The organism is Streptomyces sp. A1277, from assembly GCF_004795015.1.
Taxonomy (GTDB): Bacteria; Actinomycetota; Actinomycetes; order Streptomycetales; family Streptomycetaceae; genus Streptomyces.
Genome location: NZ_SSBI01000027.1, coordinates 44,544 through 63,285, shown reverse-complemented (window position 1 = coordinate 63,285; position 18,742 = coordinate 44,544). Strand labels below are relative to the sequence as shown.

At 72.9% G+C, this 18,742-nt stretch carries 20 protein-coding genes; 7 read left to right on the top strand and 13 right to left on the bottom strand.

Going from position 1 to position 18,742, the window contains the following annotated elements; genetic code table 11:
• Positions 1-101: 101 nt before the first annotated feature.
• Positions 102-1,049 carry a methionyl-tRNA formyltransferase gene (locus E6R18_RS19415; RefSeq protein ID WP_136318163.1) on the bottom strand — a complete coding sequence of 316 codons (948 nt, stop codon included), beginning with the start codon at positions 1,047-1,049 and terminating at the stop codon, positions 102-104.
• Between the two features lie 247 nt (positions 1,050-1,296).
• Here E6R18_RS19415 and E6R18_RS19410 point away from each other — a divergent pair, with 247 nt between their 5' ends.
• The 3 genes from E6R18_RS19410 to E6R18_RS19400 all read left to right on the top strand — a co-directional run bounded on the left by E6R18_RS19410 (position 1,297) and on the right by E6R18_RS19400 (position 3,782).
• The gene (locus E6R18_RS19410) at positions 1,297-2,649 is read left to right on the top strand and encodes a lysine N(6)-hydroxylase/L-ornithine N(5)-oxygenase family protein (RefSeq protein ID WP_136318162.1); all 1,353 of its coding nucleotides are present in this window, start codon (positions 1,297-1,299) and stop codon (positions 2,647-2,649) included.
• A 320-nt stretch (positions 2,650-2,969) separates the two neighbouring features.
• Positions 2,970-3,182 (top strand): MbtH family protein, encoded by a 213-nt coding sequence (locus E6R18_RS19405; protein ID WP_136318161.1) that lies wholly within the window; start codon positions 2,970-2,972, stop codon positions 3,180-3,182.
• A gap of 75 nt (positions 3,183-3,257) precedes the next feature.
• Entirely contained in the window at positions 3,258-3,782 is a 525-nt protein-coding gene (locus E6R18_RS19400; protein ID WP_136318160.1) for a GNAT family N-acetyltransferase, read from the top strand.
• Positions 3,783-3,835: 53 nt separating this feature from the next.
• Here the strand turns inward: E6R18_RS19400 and argB are convergent, their stop codons facing one another.
• Positions 3,836-4,684, bottom strand: a complete 849-nt coding sequence (gene argB / locus E6R18_RS19395) for an acetylglutamate kinase (RefSeq protein WP_136318159.1) — start codon at positions 4,682-4,684, stop codon at positions 3,836-3,838.
• Between the two features lie 105 nt (positions 4,685-4,789).
• On the bottom strand, positions 4,790-8,164 hold the full coding sequence (locus E6R18_RS19390) for a pyruvate carboxylase (protein WP_136318158.1): 3,375 nt from the start codon (positions 8,162-8,164) through the stop codon (positions 4,790-4,792).
• A 251-nt stretch (positions 8,165-8,415) separates the two neighbouring features.
• Here E6R18_RS19390 and E6R18_RS19385 point away from each other — a divergent pair, with 251 nt between their 5' ends.
• Complete coding sequence (locus E6R18_RS19385; RefSeq protein ID WP_206308323.1) at positions 8,416-9,159, top strand: IclR family transcriptional regulator C-terminal domain-containing protein; 744 nt, start codon at positions 8,416-8,418, stop codon at positions 9,157-9,159.
• Positions 9,160-9,170: 11 nt separating this feature from the next.
• On the opposite strand, the gene ligD is transcribed toward E6R18_RS19385, so the two are convergent.
• The 6 genes from ligD to E6R18_RS19355 form a co-directional block, all read right to left on the bottom strand.
• Positions 9,171-10,139: a non-homologous end-joining DNA ligase gene (gene ligD / locus E6R18_RS19380; RefSeq protein ID WP_136318156.1), complete on the bottom strand. Its 969-nt coding sequence runs from the start codon at positions 10,137-10,139 to the stop codon at positions 9,171-9,173.
• A gap of 122 nt (positions 10,140-10,261) precedes the next feature.
• Positions 10,262-10,519 carry a hypothetical protein gene (locus E6R18_RS19375; protein ID WP_168712394.1) on the bottom strand — a complete coding sequence of 86 codons (258 nt, stop codon included), beginning with the start codon at positions 10,517-10,519 and terminating at the stop codon, positions 10,262-10,264.
• A gap of 161 nt (positions 10,520-10,680) precedes the next feature.
• Entirely contained in the window at positions 10,681-11,313 is a 633-nt protein-coding gene (locus E6R18_RS19370) for a class I SAM-dependent methyltransferase (RefSeq protein ID WP_206308322.1), read from the bottom strand.
• A 39-nt stretch (positions 11,314-11,352) separates the two neighbouring features.
• On the bottom strand, positions 11,353-12,366 hold the full coding sequence (locus tag E6R18_RS19365) for an FAD-dependent oxidoreductase (RefSeq protein ID WP_136318155.1): 1,014 nt from the start codon (positions 12,364-12,366) through the stop codon (positions 11,353-11,355).
• Positions 12,363-12,890 carry an isoprenylcysteine carboxyl methyltransferase family protein gene (locus E6R18_RS19360; RefSeq protein WP_136318154.1) on the bottom strand — a complete coding sequence of 176 codons (528 nt, stop codon included), beginning with the start codon at positions 12,888-12,890 and terminating at the stop codon, positions 12,363-12,365. Before E6R18_RS19360 ends, E6R18_RS19365 begins: the two co-directional genes overlap by 4 nt.
• Positions 12,891-12,902: 12 nt before the next feature.
• Positions 12,903-13,958, bottom strand: coding sequence for a 3-oxoacyl-[acyl-carrier-protein] synthase III C-terminal domain-containing protein (locus E6R18_RS19355; RefSeq protein ID WP_136318153.1), 1,056 nt, complete (start codon positions 13,956-13,958; stop codon positions 12,903-12,905).
• Positions 13,959-14,075: 117 nt separating this feature from the next.
• Here E6R18_RS19355 and E6R18_RS19350 point away from each other — a divergent pair, with 117 nt between their 5' ends.
• A complete protein-coding gene (locus E6R18_RS19350; RefSeq protein WP_136318152.1) occupies positions 14,076-14,945 on the top strand; it encodes a UbiA family prenyltransferase in 870 nt (289 codons plus the stop codon).
• A gap of 7 nt (positions 14,946-14,952) precedes the next feature.
• On the opposite strand, the gene E6R18_RS19345 is transcribed toward E6R18_RS19350, so the two are convergent.
• The 3 genes from E6R18_RS19345 to E6R18_RS19335 form a co-directional block, all read right to left on the bottom strand.
• Positions 14,953-15,465 carry an HAD domain-containing protein gene (locus E6R18_RS19345; protein WP_136318151.1) on the bottom strand — a complete coding sequence of 171 codons (513 nt, stop codon included), beginning with the start codon at positions 15,463-15,465 and terminating at the stop codon, positions 14,953-14,955.
• Positions 15,466-15,488: 23 nt separating this feature from the next.
• Positions 15,489-16,223 (bottom strand): SDR family oxidoreductase, encoded by a 735-nt coding sequence (locus E6R18_RS19340; protein ID WP_136318150.1) that lies wholly within the window; start codon positions 16,221-16,223, stop codon positions 15,489-15,491.
• Between the two features lie 149 nt (positions 16,224-16,372).
• A complete protein-coding gene (locus E6R18_RS19335) occupies positions 16,373-16,555 on the bottom strand; it encodes a DUF6381 family protein (protein ID WP_136318149.1) in 183 nt (60 codons plus the stop codon).
• Between the two features lie 149 nt (positions 16,556-16,704).
• On the opposite strand from E6R18_RS19335, the gene E6R18_RS19330 reads away from it, so the two are divergent.
• Positions 16,705-17,409, top strand: coding sequence for a ribonuclease H (locus E6R18_RS19330; protein ID WP_136318148.1), 705 nt, complete (start codon positions 16,705-16,707; stop codon positions 17,407-17,409).
• Positions 17,410-17,576: 167 nt separating this feature from the next.
• The gene (locus E6R18_RS19325) at positions 17,577-18,311 is read left to right on the top strand and encodes a CDP-alcohol phosphatidyltransferase family protein (RefSeq protein WP_136318147.1); all 735 of its coding nucleotides are present in this window, start codon (positions 17,577-17,579) and stop codon (positions 18,309-18,311) included.
• On the opposite strand, the gene E6R18_RS19320 is transcribed toward E6R18_RS19325, so the two are convergent.
• Positions 18,280-18,726, bottom strand: coding sequence for an adenylyltransferase/cytidyltransferase family protein (locus E6R18_RS19320; protein WP_136318146.1), 447 nt, complete (start codon positions 18,724-18,726; stop codon positions 18,280-18,282). The genes E6R18_RS19325 and E6R18_RS19320 overlap by 32 nt on opposite strands.
• Positions 18,727-18,742: the final 16 nt, after the last annotated feature.

Sequence of the window (18,742 nt, the reverse complement as noted above, 5' to 3'; positions counted from 1 at the left end):
CGCCCCCGCTGCGCATCCTCGTGGACGGCCGCTCGCCCGGGGGCCCCTCGGGGTAGGCGTCCCGTGCGGCCGCCCCGGCAGGTGTCGTGACCGCTCCCAGGTCAGGGACGGCTGGTCAGATAGCCGCCCATGGACATGAAGTACTCCGTCGCGGGCAGCTCCCGGCCGTCCTCGGTCCGTACCCGCGTGATGGCCAGGCCGTGGTTGCGGCCGGTGCGGGCGTCGGCCCCGGCCACGATCACCACGCCCTCGCCCTCGCGGTAGAAGATCCGGCCCGGTGTCCCGCCGTAACGGCCCTCGGACACGACGGCGGCGACGACCTCGATCCGCTTGCCCCGGTGGAAGGCGAAGGCGCTGGGGTACGGCGCCGACTGGGCGCGCACCAGGCGTTCCAGGTCCTCGGCGGGCCAGTTCCAGTCGATCCGGATGTCCTGTTCGGACCTCTTGTGGAAGAAGGTCGCCTGCGAGCGGTCCTGCGGGGTGAACTCCGTCTGCCCGTCGGCGATCAGCGCGAGTGCCTTGGTGGTGACCGGGGCGATGAGGTCGACGGTCTTGTGGAAGAGGTCGGTCGCGGTGTCCCTCGGCCCGACCGGGACGGATTCCTGGCGGACGATGTCGCCCGCGTCCAGCTCGTCGTTCATCATGTGCGCGGTGACGCCCACTTCGCTCTCGCCGTTGATGAGCGCCCAGATCAGCGGCGAGAAGCCCGCGTACTTCGGCAGCAGCGAGTCGTGGACGTTCAGGGTGCCCCGGCGCGGGAGCGCGAAGATGCGCGGCGGAATCCACGTCCGCCAGTTGTTGGCCACGATGACGTCGGGGTCGGCCTCCTTGAGCCGCTCATACAGCTCGTCGTCGTCGGGCCGGTTGCGGACGAGCACGGGCACGCCGTGCTCCTCGGCGAGGTCGGCGACGGAGTCGCTCCAGATCTTCTCGTAGGCGTGCTCGCTCCTGGGGTGGGTCACCACCAGCGCCACGTCGTGCTCGGAGTCCAGGAGGGCTTGCAGGGTGCGGTGCCCCCAGGTCTGGTAACCGAACATGACGACCCGCATGGGGTTCCTCCTCGACGTAGAAACAGAGCGGGCTCAGTAAAGCAAGGCTTACCTTATCTCGCAACAGGCGCATAAGGTGCTTCAGTTGGGGCGATTCGGTGGCGGGGCTGTCCGAATCCGGCCCGTCGACAGCGTTGACGGATTAGCTTAGGCTCACCTAAGTTTGTCGGGTCGCTCCGTCGGCGTGCCCGTAATTTCGCCCGTTCCCCACATCCGACAGGCGGCTTCCCCGCACGATGGGAGTGACATGTCACAGGCTCGTCCTGGCGACGCACCAACGGTCCACGACCTCATTGGCATCGGCTTCGGCCCGTCCAATGTGGCCATGGCCATCGCGATCAGTGAGCACAACGCGCGCTCCGGGACGCAGAGAGCGGTGACCGCTCAATTCTTCGAGCAGCAGCCCCGCTTCGGCTGGCACCGCGGGATGCTCATCGACGACGCCACCATGCAGGTCTCCTTCCTCAAGGACCTGGTGACGCTCCGCAACCCGTCCAGTGAGTACAGCTTCCTCTGCTATCTGAAGAGCAAGGGGCGCCTGATCGACTTCATCAACCACAAGAACCTCTTTCCGCTGCGGGTCGAGTTCCACGAGTACTTCGAGTGGGCCGCCGCAAAGGTCGCCGGCACGGTCTCCTACGACCACGAGGTCGTCGGCGTCACGCAGGTCGTCCGGGACGGCGCCGTGGAGTTCCTGGACGTCACGGTCCGGTCGGGGGAGGGGCTCACCGTCCACCGCGCCCGCAACCTCGTCATCGGCACCGGGCTGCGCCCCCTCCTGCCGGAAGGCGTGGAGCGCGGCGACCGGGTCTGGCACAACTCCGAACTGCTGGCCCGGGTCGGCGAACTGGACGGCACCTCGCCCTCCCGCTTCGTCGTCGTGGGCGCCGGTCAGAGCGCCGCCGAGAACGTGGCCTATCTGCACCGCCGCTTCCCCGGCGCCGAGATATGCGCCGTCTTCTCCCGCTACGGCTACAGCCCCGCCGACGACAGCAGCTTCGCCAACAAGATCTTCGACCCGGACGCGGTCGACGAGTTCTACGCGGCACCGGAGCCCGTCAAGCGCAAGCTGATGGACTACCACGGCAACACCAACTACTCCGTGGTCGACATCGACCTGATCGACGGCCTGTACCGGCAGATGTACCAGGAGAAGGTGCTCGGCACCGAGCGGCTGCGCTTCCTCAACGTGTCCCGCCTCACCGAGGTCAAGGAGACCCCGGACAAGGTCCGCGCCACGGTGAAGTCCCTCGTCACGGGCGAGGAGACCCTTCTGGACGCCGAGGTCGTGGTCTTCGCCACCGGCTACAGCCCCGCCGACCCCCTCGGCCTCCTCGGCGAGGTCGGGGAGCACTGCCTGCGCGACGAGGAGGGCCGGGTCCGCGTCGAACGGGACTACCGCATCGCCACCGACGCCGCACTGAACTGCGGGATCTACCTCCAGGGCGGCACCGAGCACACCCACGGCATCACCTCCGCCCTGCTGTCCAACACCGCGATCAGGGTCGGCGAGATCCTGGACTCGCTGCTGGACCGCGGCCTCAAGTCCGCCCCGGACGAGGCCCGGCCGGTCACTGACGGAACCAGCAGCAGGTTCTAGGGCAGGCAGGGCTCGGGCACGGCCCCCCGGAGTGCGGTGCCCAGCCCGGAATTCGATCGGCGGCCCGGGCGCGCCGGGCAGGCCGAACCCGGCGAAAGGGCTCCCGGTGTCGGCCGCGCGGCCGGTGGCGAGTCCGGTCATGCCGGGCCCGTTCGATCGCCGGGGGCGCCAGAGAGGCTCCTTGTGCCGGGGGGAAAGGGGAAAGCTAAGCTCAGATATGGTTTGGTGAGGCTAACCTTACTTTGTCCACTCCTGTTGAACCGACGCGCACTCTCGACGCGGCCGTCACCGGCCCGTTGGCCCGAGGAGGCACTGCCCGTATGAGCACCAACCCGTTCGACGATCCCGAAGGCCGTTTCCTGGTCCTGGTGAACGACGAGGGCCAGCACTCCCTGTGGCCGTCCTTCGCCGAGGTGCCCGGAGGCTGGACGGTCGCCTTCGAGGAGAACACGCGCGAGGCGTGCCTCGCCTACGTCGAGGCCAACTGGACCGATCTGCGTCCCCGGTCGCTCGCGGCATCGATGGACGCCTGACCTCCGCTCCCGACGCGCTCCGGCGGGACGAGCCGCCGGAGCGCTCCTGTCTCGTGGAACCGAGGAAGGAACGTCTTGACCACGGCCACGCCGCGCCCCGTCCCACCGCCCCCGTCCCTCCCGCAGGCGCCCCGCGAACCGGCGCCCCGCGTCCGTACCGCCGGAGCCGACGACGCCGCCGGGCTCGCGGAGCTCTCCCGGCCCTTTGTGCGGTCGGGCGAGCTCCGCGAGCGGCCCGACACCCTCTACGCCGCCCGCGCGACGGAATTCCTCGTCGCGGTCGCGCCCGGCGGCCGGCTGGAGGGCTGTGTGGGCCTGCGGGTGTACGCGGCGGGGGAGCGGGGTTCCGCGGGCGTCCTGTACAACTTCTGCGTGGCCGGGCGCCGGCAGGGGCGCGGCGTTGGAGGGGCGCTCCTGCGGACCGCGCTGGCCCTGGCGCACACCCAGTCGCTCGGCGCCCTGTTCACCGCGACCACGGGCGGCGGCCGGCTGTTCCGGAGGTACGGCTTCGCGCCCGCGACGGCACGTCAGGCCCCGCGCCCGTGGGCGGAGTCACTCGACCCCCGGCGCAACGCGCTGATCCTCGCCCGGACCGTGTGAGCCGGGGCGCCGGGACCGGACGCTCATCCGCGTCCGGTCCGGCGCCTTTCGCGTCAGATCGTGCTTGTGACGTGGTCCGCACGGGCGTCGGGGACCACGGTGGTGCCGGCGCCGTTCTCGCCGAGGACGCCCCGCAGCACCGCGTGCGGCACCCGGCCGTCGAGCACGTCCGCCCGGCCCACCCCGCCCCGCACGGCCCGCAGGCAGCCCTCCATCTTGGGCAGCATGCCGCGCGCGAGATCCGGCAGCAGCCCGTCCAGCGCGCCCGCCGTCAGCCGCCCGATCACCTCGGTGCTGCGCGGCCAGTCGGCGTACAGGCCCGCCACGTCCGTGAGGATCACCAGTCGCTCCGCCCCGAGCGCCACGGCCAGGGCTGAGGCGGCGAGATCGGCGTTGACGTTGTAGACCTGGCCGTCCGTGCCCCGGGCCACGGGGGAGACCACCGGAATGTGACCTCGCGTCAGCAGAGTGCGGACCATGGCCGGGTTCACCTCCACGATGTCACCGACCTGGCCGATGTCCACCGGTGCGCCGTCCACCCAGGCGGGCCGCCGTACGGCCGTCAACGTGTGCGCGTCCTCGCCGGTCATGCCCACCGCGTACGGCCCATGGCTGTTGATGTGGCCCACCAGTTCGCGCTGGACCCGGCCGGAGAGCACCATGCGGACGACGTCCATGGTCTCCGCGGTGGTCACCCGCAGACCCGCCTCGAAGCGGCTCTCCAGGCCGAGGCGGTCGAGCATCGCGCTGATCTGCGGGCCGCCCCCGTGCACGACGACCGGGCGCAGACCCTCGCGCCGCAACTCCACGACGTCCTGGGCGAAAGCCCGTTGCAGACTCGCGTCGACCATGGCGTGGCCGCCGAACTTGATGACGACGGCCGGTCTCAGATCCTCTTCCATTTAGCTTAGCCGAACCTTAATCGGCTTGGCGTTGGTGGCGAAAAGGCCCGCCGGTGGAGCGATCGCCCCACCGGCGGGCCGGGCCGGGCGAAACCCGGCAGGTGTTCAGCCGAGCTCGATGAGCAGGTCACCCGCCTCGACCTGCTGGACCCGGCCGATGGCCAGCCGGCGCACCACACCGGCCGACTGGGCGGTGATCGACGCCTCCATCTTCATCGCCTCGATGGTGGCCACCGTCTGACCCGCCGACACCGACGCGCCCTCCTCGACCTGGAGCGTGACCACCCCGGCGAACGGAGCGGCGACATGACCCGCGTTGGCGCGGTCCGCCTTCTCCGCCGCCTTCACCTCGGTCGCCACCGACTTGTCCCGGACCGACACCGGCCGCAGCTGGCCGTTGAGCGTGGCCAGTACGCTGCGGAACCCGCGCTCGTCCGGCTCGGAGACGGCCTCCAGTTCGATCAGCAGCGTGACCCCGCGATCGAGCGTGACGGTGTGCTCGGTCTCCGTCTCCAGCCCGTACAGGAAGTCCGGCGTCGGCAGCACCGAGGTGTCGCCGTACGCTTCCCGGTGGGCGGTGAACTCCTTGGTCGGGCCGGGGAACAGCAGCCGGTTCAGCGTCGCGCGCGGCGCCTCGCGCAGCGCCTCGCGGTCCTCGTCCGACAGATGCGGCGTCTGCGCCCTCGTAGGCCGGCCCTGAAGGGCCCGGGTGCGGAACGGCTCGGGCCAGCCGCCGGGCGGGTCGCCCAGCTCACCGCGGAGGAACCCGATCACCGAGTCCGGCACGTCGAACTTGCCCGGGTCCGCCTCGAAGTCCGCGGCCTCGACGCCCGCGCCCACCAGGTGCAGCGCCAGGTCGCCGACCACCTTCGAGGACGGCGTGACCTTCACCAGCCGGCCCAGCATGCGGTCGGCCGCCGCGTAGCAGTCCTCGATGAGCTCGAAACGGTCGCCGAGGCCCAGGGCGATGGCCTGCTGCCGCAGGTTGGACAGCTGGCCGCCCGGGATCTCGTGGTGGTAGATCCGGCCGGTCGGCGAGGCGAGCCCCGACTCGAAGGGGGCGTACACCTTGCGGGTCGCCTCCCAGTACGGCTCCAGGTCGCCGACCGCCTGGAGCGAGAGGCCCGTCGCACGCTCCGTGTGGTCGGTGGCGGCCACCAGCGCGGACAGCGGCGGCTGGCTGGTGGTGCCGGCCATCGAGGCGACGGCCGCGTCCACCGCGTCCACCCCGGCGTCGATGGCGGCGATCAGCGTGCCCAGCTGCCCGCCGGCCGTGTCATGGGTGTGCAGGTGGACCGGCAGGTCGAACCGCTCGCGCAGCGCCGTGACCAGGGTGCGCGCGGCGGGCGGACGCAGCAGCCCGGCCATGTCCTTGATGGCGAGCACATGCGCGCCCGCATCCACGATCTGCTCGGCGAGCCGCAGGTAGTAGTCCAGCGTGTACAGCGTCTCGCCGGGGTCCGACAGGTCGGCGGTGTAGCACAGGGCCACCTCGGCCAGCGAGGTGCCGGTGGCGCGCACCGCGTCGATCGCCGGCCGCATCTGCGACACGTCGTTGAGGGCGTCGAAGATCCGGAAGATGTCCATCCCGGCCGAGGCCGCCTCGGAGACGAACGCCTCGGTGACCTCGGTCGGGTAGGGCGTGTACCCGACCGTGTTGCGGCCGCGCAGCAGCATCTGCGTACAGATGTTGGGCACCGCCTCACGGATCTTGACCAGCCGCTCCCACGGGTCCTCGGCGAGGAACCGCAGCGCCACGTCGTAGGTCGCCCCGCCCCAGCACTCCAGGCTCAGCAGCTGCGGGACGGTGTGCGCCACGTGCGGCGCGACGGCCAGCAGGTCGCGGGTGCGGACCCGGGTGGCCAGCAGGGACTGATGGGCGTCGCGGAACGTGGTGTCGGTGACGGCGACGGCCGACTGGGCCCGCAGCTCCGCGGCGAACGCCTCCGGCCCCAGCTCGGCGAGGCGCTGGCGGGAACCGGGCGGCGGTGTGCCCGGCGGCAGGGCGGGCAGCTTGTCGGCCGGGTCGATGACCGAGGGGCGGGGGCCGTAGGGCCGGTTGACCGTGGTCTGCGCCAGGTAGCTGAGCATCCGGCTGCCGCGGTCCGCCGAGGGACGGGCCCGGATCAGCTCGGGGTGGGTGTCGATGAAGCTCGTCGTGATGCGCCCCGCCCGGAAGTCCGGGTGGTCCAGCACCGCCCCCAGGAACGGCAGGTTGGTCGCCACCCCGCGGATGCGGAACTCGGCGATCGCCCGGCGCGCCCGGCGGGCCGCGTTGGCGAAGTCGTGGCCGTGGCAGGTGAGCTTGACCAGCATCGAGTCGAAGTGGGCGGACACCTCCGCACCCGTGTGGACCGTGCCGCCGTCCAGCCGGACGCCGGGGCCGCCGGGGGAGCGGTAGGCGGAGATCGTGCCGGTGTCAGGGCGGAAGCCGTTGGCCGGGTCCTCCGTCGTGATGCGGCACTGCATCGCGGTGCCGTTGAGGGTGATGCCGTCCTGCGAGAGGTGGAGCTGGGGCAGCGTCATGCCGGCGGCGATACGCAGCTGCGCGATCACCAGGTCGCGCCCGGTGACCTGCTCGGTCACCGTGTGCTCGACCTGGATGCGCGGGTTCATCTCGATGAAGACGTGGTTGCCGCGCTCGTCCACGAGGAATTCGACGGTGCCCGCGTTGACGTACCCGATGTGCCGGGCGAAGGCCACCGCGTCCGCGCAGATCCGCTCGCGCAGGGCCGGGTCCAGATTCGGGGCCGGCGCGATCTCGACCACCTTCTGGTGGCGGCGCTGGAGCGAACAGTCCCGCTCGTAGAGGTGGACGACGTTGCCCTCGGCGTCGGCGAGAATCTGCACCTCGATGTGGCGGGGGTTGATCACCGCCTGTTCCAGGAAGACCGTCGCGTCACCGAACGCGGACCGCGCCTCGCGCATCGCCGCGTCGATCGCCTCGCGCAGTTCCCCCGGCTCGGCCACCCGGCGCATGCCGCGCCCGCCGCCACCGGCGACCGCCTTGACGAACACGGGGAAGCCGATGTCCCCGGAGGCCGCGACGAGGGCGTCCACGTCCTCGGACGGCTCGGACGACTTCAGCACCGGTACGCCGGCCTCCCGGGCCGCCGCCACCGCACGCGACTTGTTGCCCGTCAGGTTCAGCACCGGCGCCGGCGGCCCGACGAAGGTGATGCCGGCCTCCGAGCACGCCGCCGCCAGGGCAGGGTTCTCCGACAGGAAGCCGTAGCCCGGGTAGATCGCGTCCGCACCCGCCTTCCGCGCGGCCTCGATCACCTCGTCCACCGACAGGTACGCCCGTACGGGATGCCCGGGCTCCCCGATCCGGTACGCCTCGTCGGCCTTGGCCCGGTGGAGGGAATTGCGGTCCTCGTGCGGATACACGGCCACGGTGGAGATACCGAGCTCGAACGCCGCGCGGAACGCGCGGATCGCGATCTCCCCGCGGTTGGCGACCAATACCTTGTCGAACATCAAACTCCCCAGTCGTGTCACGAGCCAGTGGCGTCAAGGACGGAAGAACGGGCGGCACGGCACGGGCACGCGGAGCCGCGTCGCAGGGCAGCACGGCGGTGGCGAGGTGCTCCGTAACGCTCCGGGACCGAAGTGTTCGTCACCGTACCGGAGACTTCCCCGGAGATCGCGGGCACAAAAGATGGCCTGTGTCACGTCCCGGAAACCTTGCCCGGGTGCGGCTTCCGGGAACCGGGGCCATGCTTGGGGTCATGGCCGACCACGCCGGCTCCGAGCCCGTCGCCGCGGTCCGGCGCGCCCTCCGCCTGCTGGAGGCCGCCGGGGAGCACGACGGCGAGGCCACCGCGGAGCAGCTGGCCCGGGAGGCGGGCCTGTCCCCGGCCGAGGCCGACGCGCTGCTGCCCGAGCTGGTGGCGGACGGCTATCTGACGGAACCGGCCGACCACACCTTCGTCCTCGCCGGCACGGACAGGGGGCACAGCGGCCAGGAGCCGCCGGCGCGGGTCCGGCCCGTCCTCACCGCCCTGCGCGACGACCTGGCGGCCGCCGCCTATCTGACGCTGTACGAGGACGGCGAGATCCGGGTCATGGAGATCGTGGACAGCGCGCACGCCCCCCGCGTGGACCTCTGGGTGGGTTTCGAGGAGGCCGGGCACGCCACGGCCCTCGGCAAGAGCGTGCTGCGCGAGCTGGACGAGGAGGCGCGCGCCGACTACTTCTCCCGGCACACCCTGGCCGGGCTCACACCCCGGACCATCACACACCGGGGCGAACTGATCGGGCAGCTCGACGGCTCGCCCGCGCCGGTCGTGATGGACCGCGAGGAGTACGCGCGCGGCACCACCTGCGTGGCGGTGCCGGTCTACAGCGGCGAGCAGGTCGGCTCCCTCGGCATCTCCTTCCGCTCGGACCGGATGTACCGGACCACCCGGGTCCGAAAGGGCCTGCTGTCGGCCGCCCTGCGGGTGTCCCGGGAGCTCTCGCTGCCCGGCTGAGCGGGCCGCGCTCACCCCAGCCGGGTCAGGTCCGGCCGCAGCCGCTGCCAGACCGGATGGCGCAGCCGGCCCGCGGCGGTCCACTGCGACGCGCTGACCTCCGCGACCAGCCGGGGCTCCACCCAGTGCGCGCCGGCCACATCGACCGGGCCGGTGAACGGGGACTCAGGGCGGCCGATCACCCGCAGATACGACCTGAGCTCCCCGAGCTCCCGGTCGGACATCCCCGACCCGACGGAGCCCGCGTACCGCAGACCGGCCGGGTCGTCCACACCGACGAGCACCGCCCCCGGCACACCCGTGGGCGCACCCTTGCGCTGGGTCCAGCCGCCGATGACCACATCCAGCGTCTCGACCCGCTTCGTCTTGCGCCAGTCGGGTGAACGCGCACCCGGCGTGTACGGCGAGCTGAGCCGCTTGGCCACCACGCCCTCAAGGCCGCCGCGCACGACGGTCTCCCACGCCTTCGCGCCGTGCCCGTGCACATAGGACGGAACGGACCAGTGCGGACCGGCGGACAGCAGACGGGACAGGACCGCGCGGCGCTCCTCGTAGGTCAGCGCCGACAGCGGGCGGCCGTCCAGGAACATCACGTCGAACACCACCAGGTGGGCGGGGAAGTCCAGCGCCAGGCGGGCGGCGCGGCGCGCGTTCATGACGCCCATCCGGCGCTGGAGCAGACCGAAGTCCGACCGCCCCGACGCGTCCAGGGCCACGATCTCGCCGTCCAGGACCGCGCTGTGCCCGCGCAGTACGTCTCCCAAGGCGTGCAGTTCCGGATAGGTGGGGGTGACGTCGTTGTCCGCCCGGGAGGTCAGCCGCAGCGTGCCGTCGCCCGGGGTCGAGACGACGCAGCGGGCGCCGTCCCATTTGGCCTCGAACGCCCACTGCGTGTCGGGCACGGGCAGAGGTGCGGGAACGGCCAGCATCGGTGCGATCGGCGGGGGCGCCCCGGCGGCGTCCGGGTGGTGGAGGGCCATAGCCTCCATGGTCGAACGGCCGGCGGATCTTCGCAGTCCGGGACGCCCCCGCCATGCCCGCCGGGCCAGGCCGTCCGGGCCGGAGCCCTCAGCGTCCCGGCCGCCCGCGCATCATGCGGAGCTCAGCCCGGGGACTCGTCCGGCACCGGGTGCTCGGGATGCACTCCGGCCTGGCGCGGCGCTCCTCGCCCCGACCCGGACTCGTCGGGGTCGGGCGCCCCGCGGGCGTCGTCCTCGCCGGGGCCGGTGGACGGCGGCATCGGCACGTCCATCGGGTCCTCGCCCTCCTGCACCTGCTGGTCGGGCATGTCGGCCGGCACCGGCGGGGGACTCGGGGACGCACCGGCGTGAACGGGCCCCTCTGGTCTGCGGTCGGTCATGAAGATCCTCCGTCGTCGTCCCCGTGGGCAGGTGGCGGGGCATCGGTCGCCTCGCGCAAGCGGGTACCCACGGCACGTCGGACAATTCATTGTGGGCCGGTCGGCGCCGGACGGCACGTCTGCCGTTCCGCGCGGCCCGGGCACCGAGGGGTCCGCGGCCTTCAGCGCCGCCGGGCGAGCAGGAACATCTGGGGCTCCGGTACGGCCGCCGGGAGGGCCGGGACGAACATGTTGCTCTCCCGCGACAGGACGGTGAATCCGGCCTCCTCCACCAGCGCCGTGAACTCCTTCTCGCCGAAGCTGGTCACTTCCACCGGCTGGCCCATGAACGTCCCGCTGACGCCCTCCACGTCCAGCGGCACCGTCGCCAGAGCCAGATGCCCCCCGGGCCGCAGCACACGCCCGGCCAGGCGCAGCACATCGGCCTGCTCCTCGCGCGACATCTGCAGGAGGGCGAAATACACGCACACCGCGTCGAAGGAGCTGTCCTCCAGGGGGAGTTCCCGGATATCGACGCAGCGGAACTCGGCGCCCGGCACCTGACGGGCCGCGATCTCCACCATCACCGGCGACACGTCCACGCCCAGCACGGTGTGACCGGCATCGGTGAGGGTCAGGGCCGTCGGCCGTCCCGTGCCGCTGCCGATGTCCAGCACCCGGGCGTGCGGAGGCAGGACCTCCAGCAGCTGCTCCAGTGAGGCGCGGTGCGCGGCCGAACCGGCGAACGCCTCCTCGTAGTCGGTGCCCAGGGCGTCGAACACCGCCGCCGCGGTGCGAGGTTCTGACATGGTCATCCCTTCCTGCCCCGGTACTGCTCCGGCGCTCTCCTACTTCTACTGCAACGCGTGCACCGCCGCACCGAAAACGCGCGGTGCCCGGTGGGCGGCCGGCACGATCAGCCGGGCCGTGGCGGGCCGCCGGGCCGCCGTCAGCAGCCCGGCGGTCAGCAGCCGGTGGCGCAGGGTCAGCCGCTGCCAGCGGGCCGGGTACGCCTGCGGCCGGCCGGCGGCCAGCGCGTCCACCGCCGCGACGGCCGTCGCCACGGCCAGCGCGACCCCCTCACCGGTCAGCGCGTCCAGATACCCCGCCGCGTCCCCGACCAGCAGCACCCGGCCGGCCCGCCGCGCCCGCGCCCGCTGGCGCAGCGGCCCGGCACCGCGTACGGGGCCCGCCTCCCGGCCGAGCAGCCGGGCGGCCAGGCGGGGGAAGGCGGCCAGATGCCCCGCGTACGGCAGTCGCTCGCGGCTGAGCACGGCCACCCCCACCGAACCGTCCCCGAGCGGCGTCACATACGCCTCACCGTGCCGCGACCAGTGGACCTCCACGAACCCGGTCCAGGGGGCGACGCGGTAGTGGCGCCGCAGCCCGTAACGGCGCACCGGCGCGGCGGGCGCGTCGAGCCCCAGCTCCCGGCGCAGCGGCGAGTGCAGCCCGTCGGCGGCGATCAGCCAGCGGGCCGTCAGCCCGGCCGCCTCCACCCGGTCCCGGTCCTGCCGCACACCGGCTACCTTGCCGGGGACGATCCGGACGCCGAGCTCCAGGGCCCGCCGGTGCAGTGCGGCGTGCAGCGCGGTGCGCCGGACCCCGAGCCCCGGCCCGCCACGGAAGGGGGCGACGGCGCTGCGGGACCCCTCCACGTACCGGATGCCGTGCAGCGGTTGCCCCGTCACCGGCACCCCCAAGGCCCGCAGCGCCGCCACACCGCTGGGCATGATGCCCTCACCGCACGCCTTGTCGATGGGGGCGGTCCTCGGCTCCACGACCACCGTCTCCATGCCGAGCCGGGCGGCCCGGATCGCTGCCGCCAGTCCTGCCGGGCCGCCACCCGCGACCAGCAGGTCGATCATGCCGGTGCGCCCGCCGGGGACGCGGCGGCGAGCGCCGCCTCCTCGCACCGCACCCGCACGGCCATCAGAAGGGCGTTGAGCACCGTGAACACCAGGGCCGTCACCCACGCGCCGTGGACCAGGGGCAGCGAGATGCCCTCGGCCGCGACGGCCACGTAATTGGGGTGACGCAGCAGGCGGTACGGGCCGCCCGTCACCAGCGGCAGGCCCGGGACGACGATGACGCGGGTGTTCCAGCGGGGCCCGAGTGTACGGATGCACCACCAGCGCAGCGCCTGCGCGGCCAGGACCACCGCCACCATCGGCCAGCCGAGCAGCGGGACGAACGGCCGGTCCGCCACCCCGGCCTCCACCAGGCAGCCGGCGAGCAGCGCCGTGTGCAGGGCGACCATCGCCGGGTAGTGGCCCCGCCCGGACTCGACGCCGCCCCTGGCCCGCGCCCAGCGGGTGTGGCGCAGGGCGACCGCGAGTTCGGCGACGCGTTCACCGGCCACGGCCAGTACCAGCGCGGCGTACCAGATCATGAGTCCTCCGACCTACCAGCGCAGCAGCACCAGTTCGCAGCAGAATCCCGGGCCCATCGCCATCAGCAGCCCCGGCGAGCCCCGCTCGGGCCGCCGCTGCTCCAGTGTGTCGCGCAGCACGTGCAGCACCGAGGAGGAGGACAGGTTGCCCACCTCGGCCAGCGACCGCCAGGTGACGTCGAGCGCGCCCTCGGGGAGCGACAGGACATCGGACACGGCCTCCAGGACCTTCGGTCCGCCCGGATGGCACACCCAGTGCGCCACGTCCTTCGGTTTGAGCCCGTGCTCCGCCAGGAAGCCGCGCACGTCGTCCGCCAGATAGCGGCGCACCACGTCCGGCACACCCGGGTCGAGCAGCACCTTGAAGCCCGAATCGCGGATGTCCCAGCCCATCACGTGCTCGGTGTCCGGATACAGGTGGCTGCGCGTGGCCACCACTTCCGGTCCGTCCCCGGGGCCCCGGCCCGCGCCGAGCGCGACGACGGCCGCCGCCCCGTCACCGAACAGCGCCGTCGCCACCAGGTTCGCCGGCGTCGCGTCCCGCCGCTGGAAGGTGAGCGAGCACAGCTCGACCGAGAGCAGCACCGCCACGTCGTCGGGCCGGCCGAGCAGGTAGTCGTGCAGCCGGGCCACCCCGGCCGCCCCGGCCACGCAGCCGAGCCCGAACACCGGCAGCCGCTTCACATCGGGGCGCAGCCCGAGCCGTCCCACGAGCCGGGCGTCCACCGAGGGCGCCGCCACCCCCGTGACGGACGTGAACATCAGCAGGTCCACGTCCTCGGGCCGCAGCCCCGCCGTCCGCAGAGCTCCGCGCACCGCCTCCGCGCCCAGGTCCACCGCCGCGCCGATGAACACGTCGTTGGAGGCCCCGAAACCGTCCAGCTCCCCGTACCGCTCCAGGGGCAGCACCATGTTCCGGGTGCGCACCCGCGCGTTGGCGTGCAGCCGGTCCAGGACACGCCGGTCGGCACCCGGCGGCAGGCAGGTGCGGGCCACCATGTCGGTGACCTCCTGCTGGGTGTGGCGGTAGGGGGCCAGAGTGCCGTGCACGGCTGCGATGCGGGTCATTCCGGGTCTCGCTGAGGAGGCGTCATACATTCATCCTGCCCCGTGAAGGGGGCGAATCACTGCAATCAACCCGTGCGGGTGTCACCCCCGGCCGCTCCGGGTGCCTACGATCACGGCATGGGCACCCCGGACCCCCCGCACACCTGCGCCGCGCCTGCGTGGCCGTTCCCGCGCACGGTCGCACTGGCCCGCTCGTGCCACCCGGGCCCGGCGGCCGCGGTGACCGTGATCGCGGCTGTCCTCGGTACGGGCGCGGGTCTGCACGGCGCGCGCCGCGCCGTTCTCGTCGCGGCGGTGTTGAGCGGCCAGCTGTCGGTGGGCTGGTGCAACGACGCCTTCGACGCCCGGCGGGACGCCGTCGCCGGCCGCAGCGGCAAACCGGTGGCCGACGGGTCGGTGGGCCCGCGGACGGTGTGGGCGGCGGCCCTCACCGCGGCCCTGCTCTGCGTCCCGCTCTCCCTGGCCTGCGGCCCGCTCGCCGGAACCGTACATCTGGCGGCGGTGGCCGCCGCCTGGACGTACAACCTGAAGCTGAAGGCCACGGTCCTGTCCTGGCTGCCGTACGCGATCGGCTTCGCCGCCCTGCCGGCCCTGGCCGGGTTGACCGTGCCCGGCGGCCCGGGCCCCGCCTGGTGGCTGATGACCGCCGGCGCCCTGCTCGGCGTGGCCGCCCACCTGGCCGACGTCCTCCCCGACATCGAGGACGACCTGCGCGGCGGCGTGCGCGGCCTGCCGCAACGCCTCGGCACCACCACCACGCGACTGCTGCTCCCCGTCCCCCTGGTGGCAGCCTCCGCGGTCCTCGCCCTCGGCCCACCGGGCCCGCCCGGCCCCTGGGGCACCCTGACCCTCGCCATCGCCCTCCCGGCGGCACCCGCGGGCCTCCTCCTCGCCCGCACATGGCGCAAGGCCCCCCTGGCCGCCGCCGCCCTGGTCGCACTGGCCGACGTGGCGCTCCTACTGGTGCGCGGGGCGGGACCGGTGTGAGGGGATGTCACGCCGCCCGCAGCCACGCGTCGATCAGCCGCAGGTCCGCGCCGGCCAGGCCGATGGCGGGATCGACGCGGTGCAGCAGGGCCGGACCGGTGTGCCGGGCGGCCACCCAGCGCCGGTCCGTCGCGGTGATCTCGTCGTCGGCCCAGACGAAGGCGCGTCCGGCCGCCCGGCCCACCAGCGCGCGCGTCTTCCAGTGCAGCCCGGCCCGCGCGTCCCGTTCCTCCTGCTCGGGTGACTCGGGCCCGGCGACCACTTCCAGTTCCGGCAGCCCGAGCCGGGGCGCGACGACCGTGTTCGCCTCATCCGCCCACGTCGTCGCCCAGAGCAGCTCGCAGGGCAGCGCGGCGAGCCGCGGTCCGAGGCCCGGATCGATCCGGGCCAGCAGCGGATGCGCCCCGGGCGGGAGGGGGCCCCGCGGGTACGTCCGGTGGCCGCCGGCGCCCGGGCCGAACGGGATGAGGGGGCCGTCCACGTCGAGGAAGAGCAGGGGCAGTGCGTCCGCGGCCGTCACCGGAGCACCGTACCCGCTACCGGTCAGCGCCCGCCCGCCACCCGCAGGACCGTTCCGGTGGCGTACGACGCGTCGTCCGAGAGCAGCCAGGCGACGGCGCCCGCGATCTCCTCGGGCAGGCCCGGGCGGCCCAGCGGGGTGCCGGGGCCGAGCTTGTCCGGCCGTTCGGGGTCCGCGTGGAAGCCGGTGCGGATCACGCCGGGTGCCACGGCGTTGACGCGGATGCCGGCCGGACCGACCTCCTTGGACAGGCCGATAGTCATCGTGTCGACGGCCCCCTTGGCGGCGGCGTAGTGCACGTACTCGCCGGGGCTGCCCAACGTGGCGGCGGCTGAGGACACGTTCACGACGGACCCGCCGCCCGTACGCGTCATGTCGCGCACCGCACGCCGCGCGCAGAGCAGGTACCCGAGGACGTTGACCTCCAGGGCGCGCCGCATCCCCGCCGCGTCGGCGTCGGCCAGCGGGCCCACCGGGCCGCTCATGCCCGCGTTGTTGACCAGGCCGGTGACCGGACCCAACTCGGCGGTGGCGGTGTCGAAGAGCCGGTCCACGTCCGTCTCGTCGGCCGTGTCGACCCGGACCGTCACGCAACGCCGGCCGCTCCCGCGTACCGCCTCGGCGACGGACTCCGCGGCCGCCGAGTCCGAGCGGTAGGCCAGCGCGATGTCATGGCCCTCGTCCGCCAGTCGTACGCAGACCGCCGCACCGATGCCGCGGCTGCCGCCGGTGACCACGGTGACACGTCGGCTGTTCATGGCAGGCCCCTCACTCTTCGCCGTAGTGCCGCCATCGTAGGCGGGACGATCAACCGTCCGGCGCGGGGCCCGTGCACCCCGGAAACGCGCCGGTGGACTGCCACCCACTCATGGAAGAGTGACAGTCCACCGGTCTGTGTGCGGTGCCGCTACACGGGGAGGCCGCTGTTCTCCCGGCCGTCCTGCTGCTCGCTCTGCTCCCGCAGCTTCCGGGCCTTCTCCTGGAGCCGGCGGCGCTGCTCCGGGTCGCTGGTGCGCTCCGCGGCCTCGGTCATGTGCCGGGCCTTCTCGCGCATCTGCTGAGCTCGGTCGTTCTCTCGTGCAACGCTCATCGTCACTCCTCGGGGACGGTAGGGAAGAGCGGGCTCCTTCAGAGAAGCAGCGCACCGTGAGCAACGCACGACGAAGCTTCACACACCGTGATGGCCGCAGGTGGGGGAGGGTGCCGGAGCCGGGCCGGGGCGCTGGCATGATCGAGGGTATGAACGAGCGCATGATCGCCGCGTGTGACGGGGCGTCGAAGGGTAATCCGGGGCCCGCCGCCTGGGCCTATGTGGTGGCCGACGCCGAGGGCGTACCGCAGCGGTGGGAGGCGGGGCCGCTCGGCACCGCCACGAACAACGTCGCCGAGCTCACCGCCCTCCAGGAGCTGCTGGAGTCGGTCGGCACCGACGTGTCGCTCGAAGTGCGGATGGACTCGCAGTACGCGATGAACGCGGTCACCAAGTGGCTGCCCGGCTGGAAGCGCAACGGCTGGAAGACCTCGGCCGGCAAACCCGTCGCCAACCGCGAGCTGGTGACCCGCATCGACGAGCTCCTCGGTGAGCGGACCGTGCGGTTCGTCTACGTGCCGGCCCACCAGGTGGACGGCGACCCGCTGAACGCACTCGCCGACCAGGCCGCCAGCGAGGTCGCCGTCACGCAGCAGGCCGCCGGGACCTCGCACGGCTCGGCCACACCCGTCCCCGCGCCCTCCCGCGCCACCGAGGGACGGCGGACCGGAGCGGCGGTGAAGAGGACCGGAAGCGCGGCGAAGAAGACGGGCGGTGCGGGGCGCCCGGGCGCCACCATCCGGGCCAAGTTCGCCGGCCGGTGCCACTGCGGAAAGCCGTACGCCGCCAAGGACATGATCGCTAAGAACGACCACGGCTGGGGCCACCCGGAGTGCCGGACCGCCTCCGTTTGATCGCCTCCGCGTGACCGCACGCCGCAGGCCGGGGGAGCCCCGGCCTGCGGCGTGATCCGGCCAACCGCCCCCGTACACCCACCCAGTGGGGCGATCCCGCCCGTGCGAGGGGGCGGCCCGTGCCATGATGCGGCTCCGGTGCGGAACGCCGACACGCTGGGGGGCGTATGGAAAGCACGTCGACGGTGCTGCGGGAACTGCGCGGAGCGCAGAAGCCGGCCAAGGGGGTGTCGCTCTACTCGCGGTACGTGAACCGGCCGGCCGGGCGGATCTTCGCCGCCGCCGCCTTCCGGCTGGGGATGACGCCCAATCAAGTCACGCTCGTCAGCGCGGCGTTCACGTTCGCCGCCTTGGCGGGTGTGGCGCTGGCCCGCCCCGGACCATGGCCGGCCGTGCTGGTCTACCTGGGGCTCGCCGTGGGCTTTGCCCTCGACTCGGCCGACGGGCAGCTCGCCCGGCTGACCGGACGCGGCGGCCCGGACGGCGAATGGCTGGACCATGTCGTGGACTGCGCCAAGATGATCCTCGTCCACACCGCCGTACTCATCTCGTTCCACCGCTACTTCGCGCTGCCGTCCGACGGCTGGCTGCTTCTGCCGCTCGGTTTCCTGTTCGTCGCCGTGCTGACCTTCTGCGCCGGACTCCTGCGGGAACAGCTCGGCAAGGCGGCGGCCCGCAGCGCGCCGAAGAGCCCGGCGGCCGGCCCCCCGCCGGCCTCCCGGCTGCGCGCGGTGGCGTTGCTGCCCGCCGACTACGGGGTGTTCTGCCTGGTGTTCCTGCTGCTCGGCGACGAGAGGGCCTTCCGGGCCGGATACGCCCTACTCGCCGCCGTGCACGCGGTGTTCCTCGCGCTGTTCCTCGGCAAGTGGTTCAGGGAGCTGAGAGCGCTCCGGGCGCAGTGACCAGCGTGTCCAGCGCCCGGCGCAGCTGGGTGCTGGACGTGTGCACGGTGTACGGGAAGTAGACGACCTCCACGCCCACCTCGGCGAAGTCGCGTTCGAGCCGCCTGCCCTTGTCCGTGTCCCGCCAGTCGTCCCCCTTGAAGATGACGTCGAACCTGACCTGCTGCCACGTCTCGACCTTGTCCGGGACCGTCTCGACGAACGCGGCGTCCACGTACCGCACGCTGCGTACGATCTCCAGCCGCTCCGGCAGCGGGATCACCGGCCGGTGTCCCTTCGCCAGTGCGGCCATCTCGTCCGAGACGACCCCCGCCACCAGGTAGTCGCACTGGCTGCGGGCATGCCGAAGGATGTTGAGGTGACCCACGTGGAACAGGTCGTAGACCCCCGGCGCGTAGCCGACCCTGTGCACCATCCGTTCTCTCCCCCCA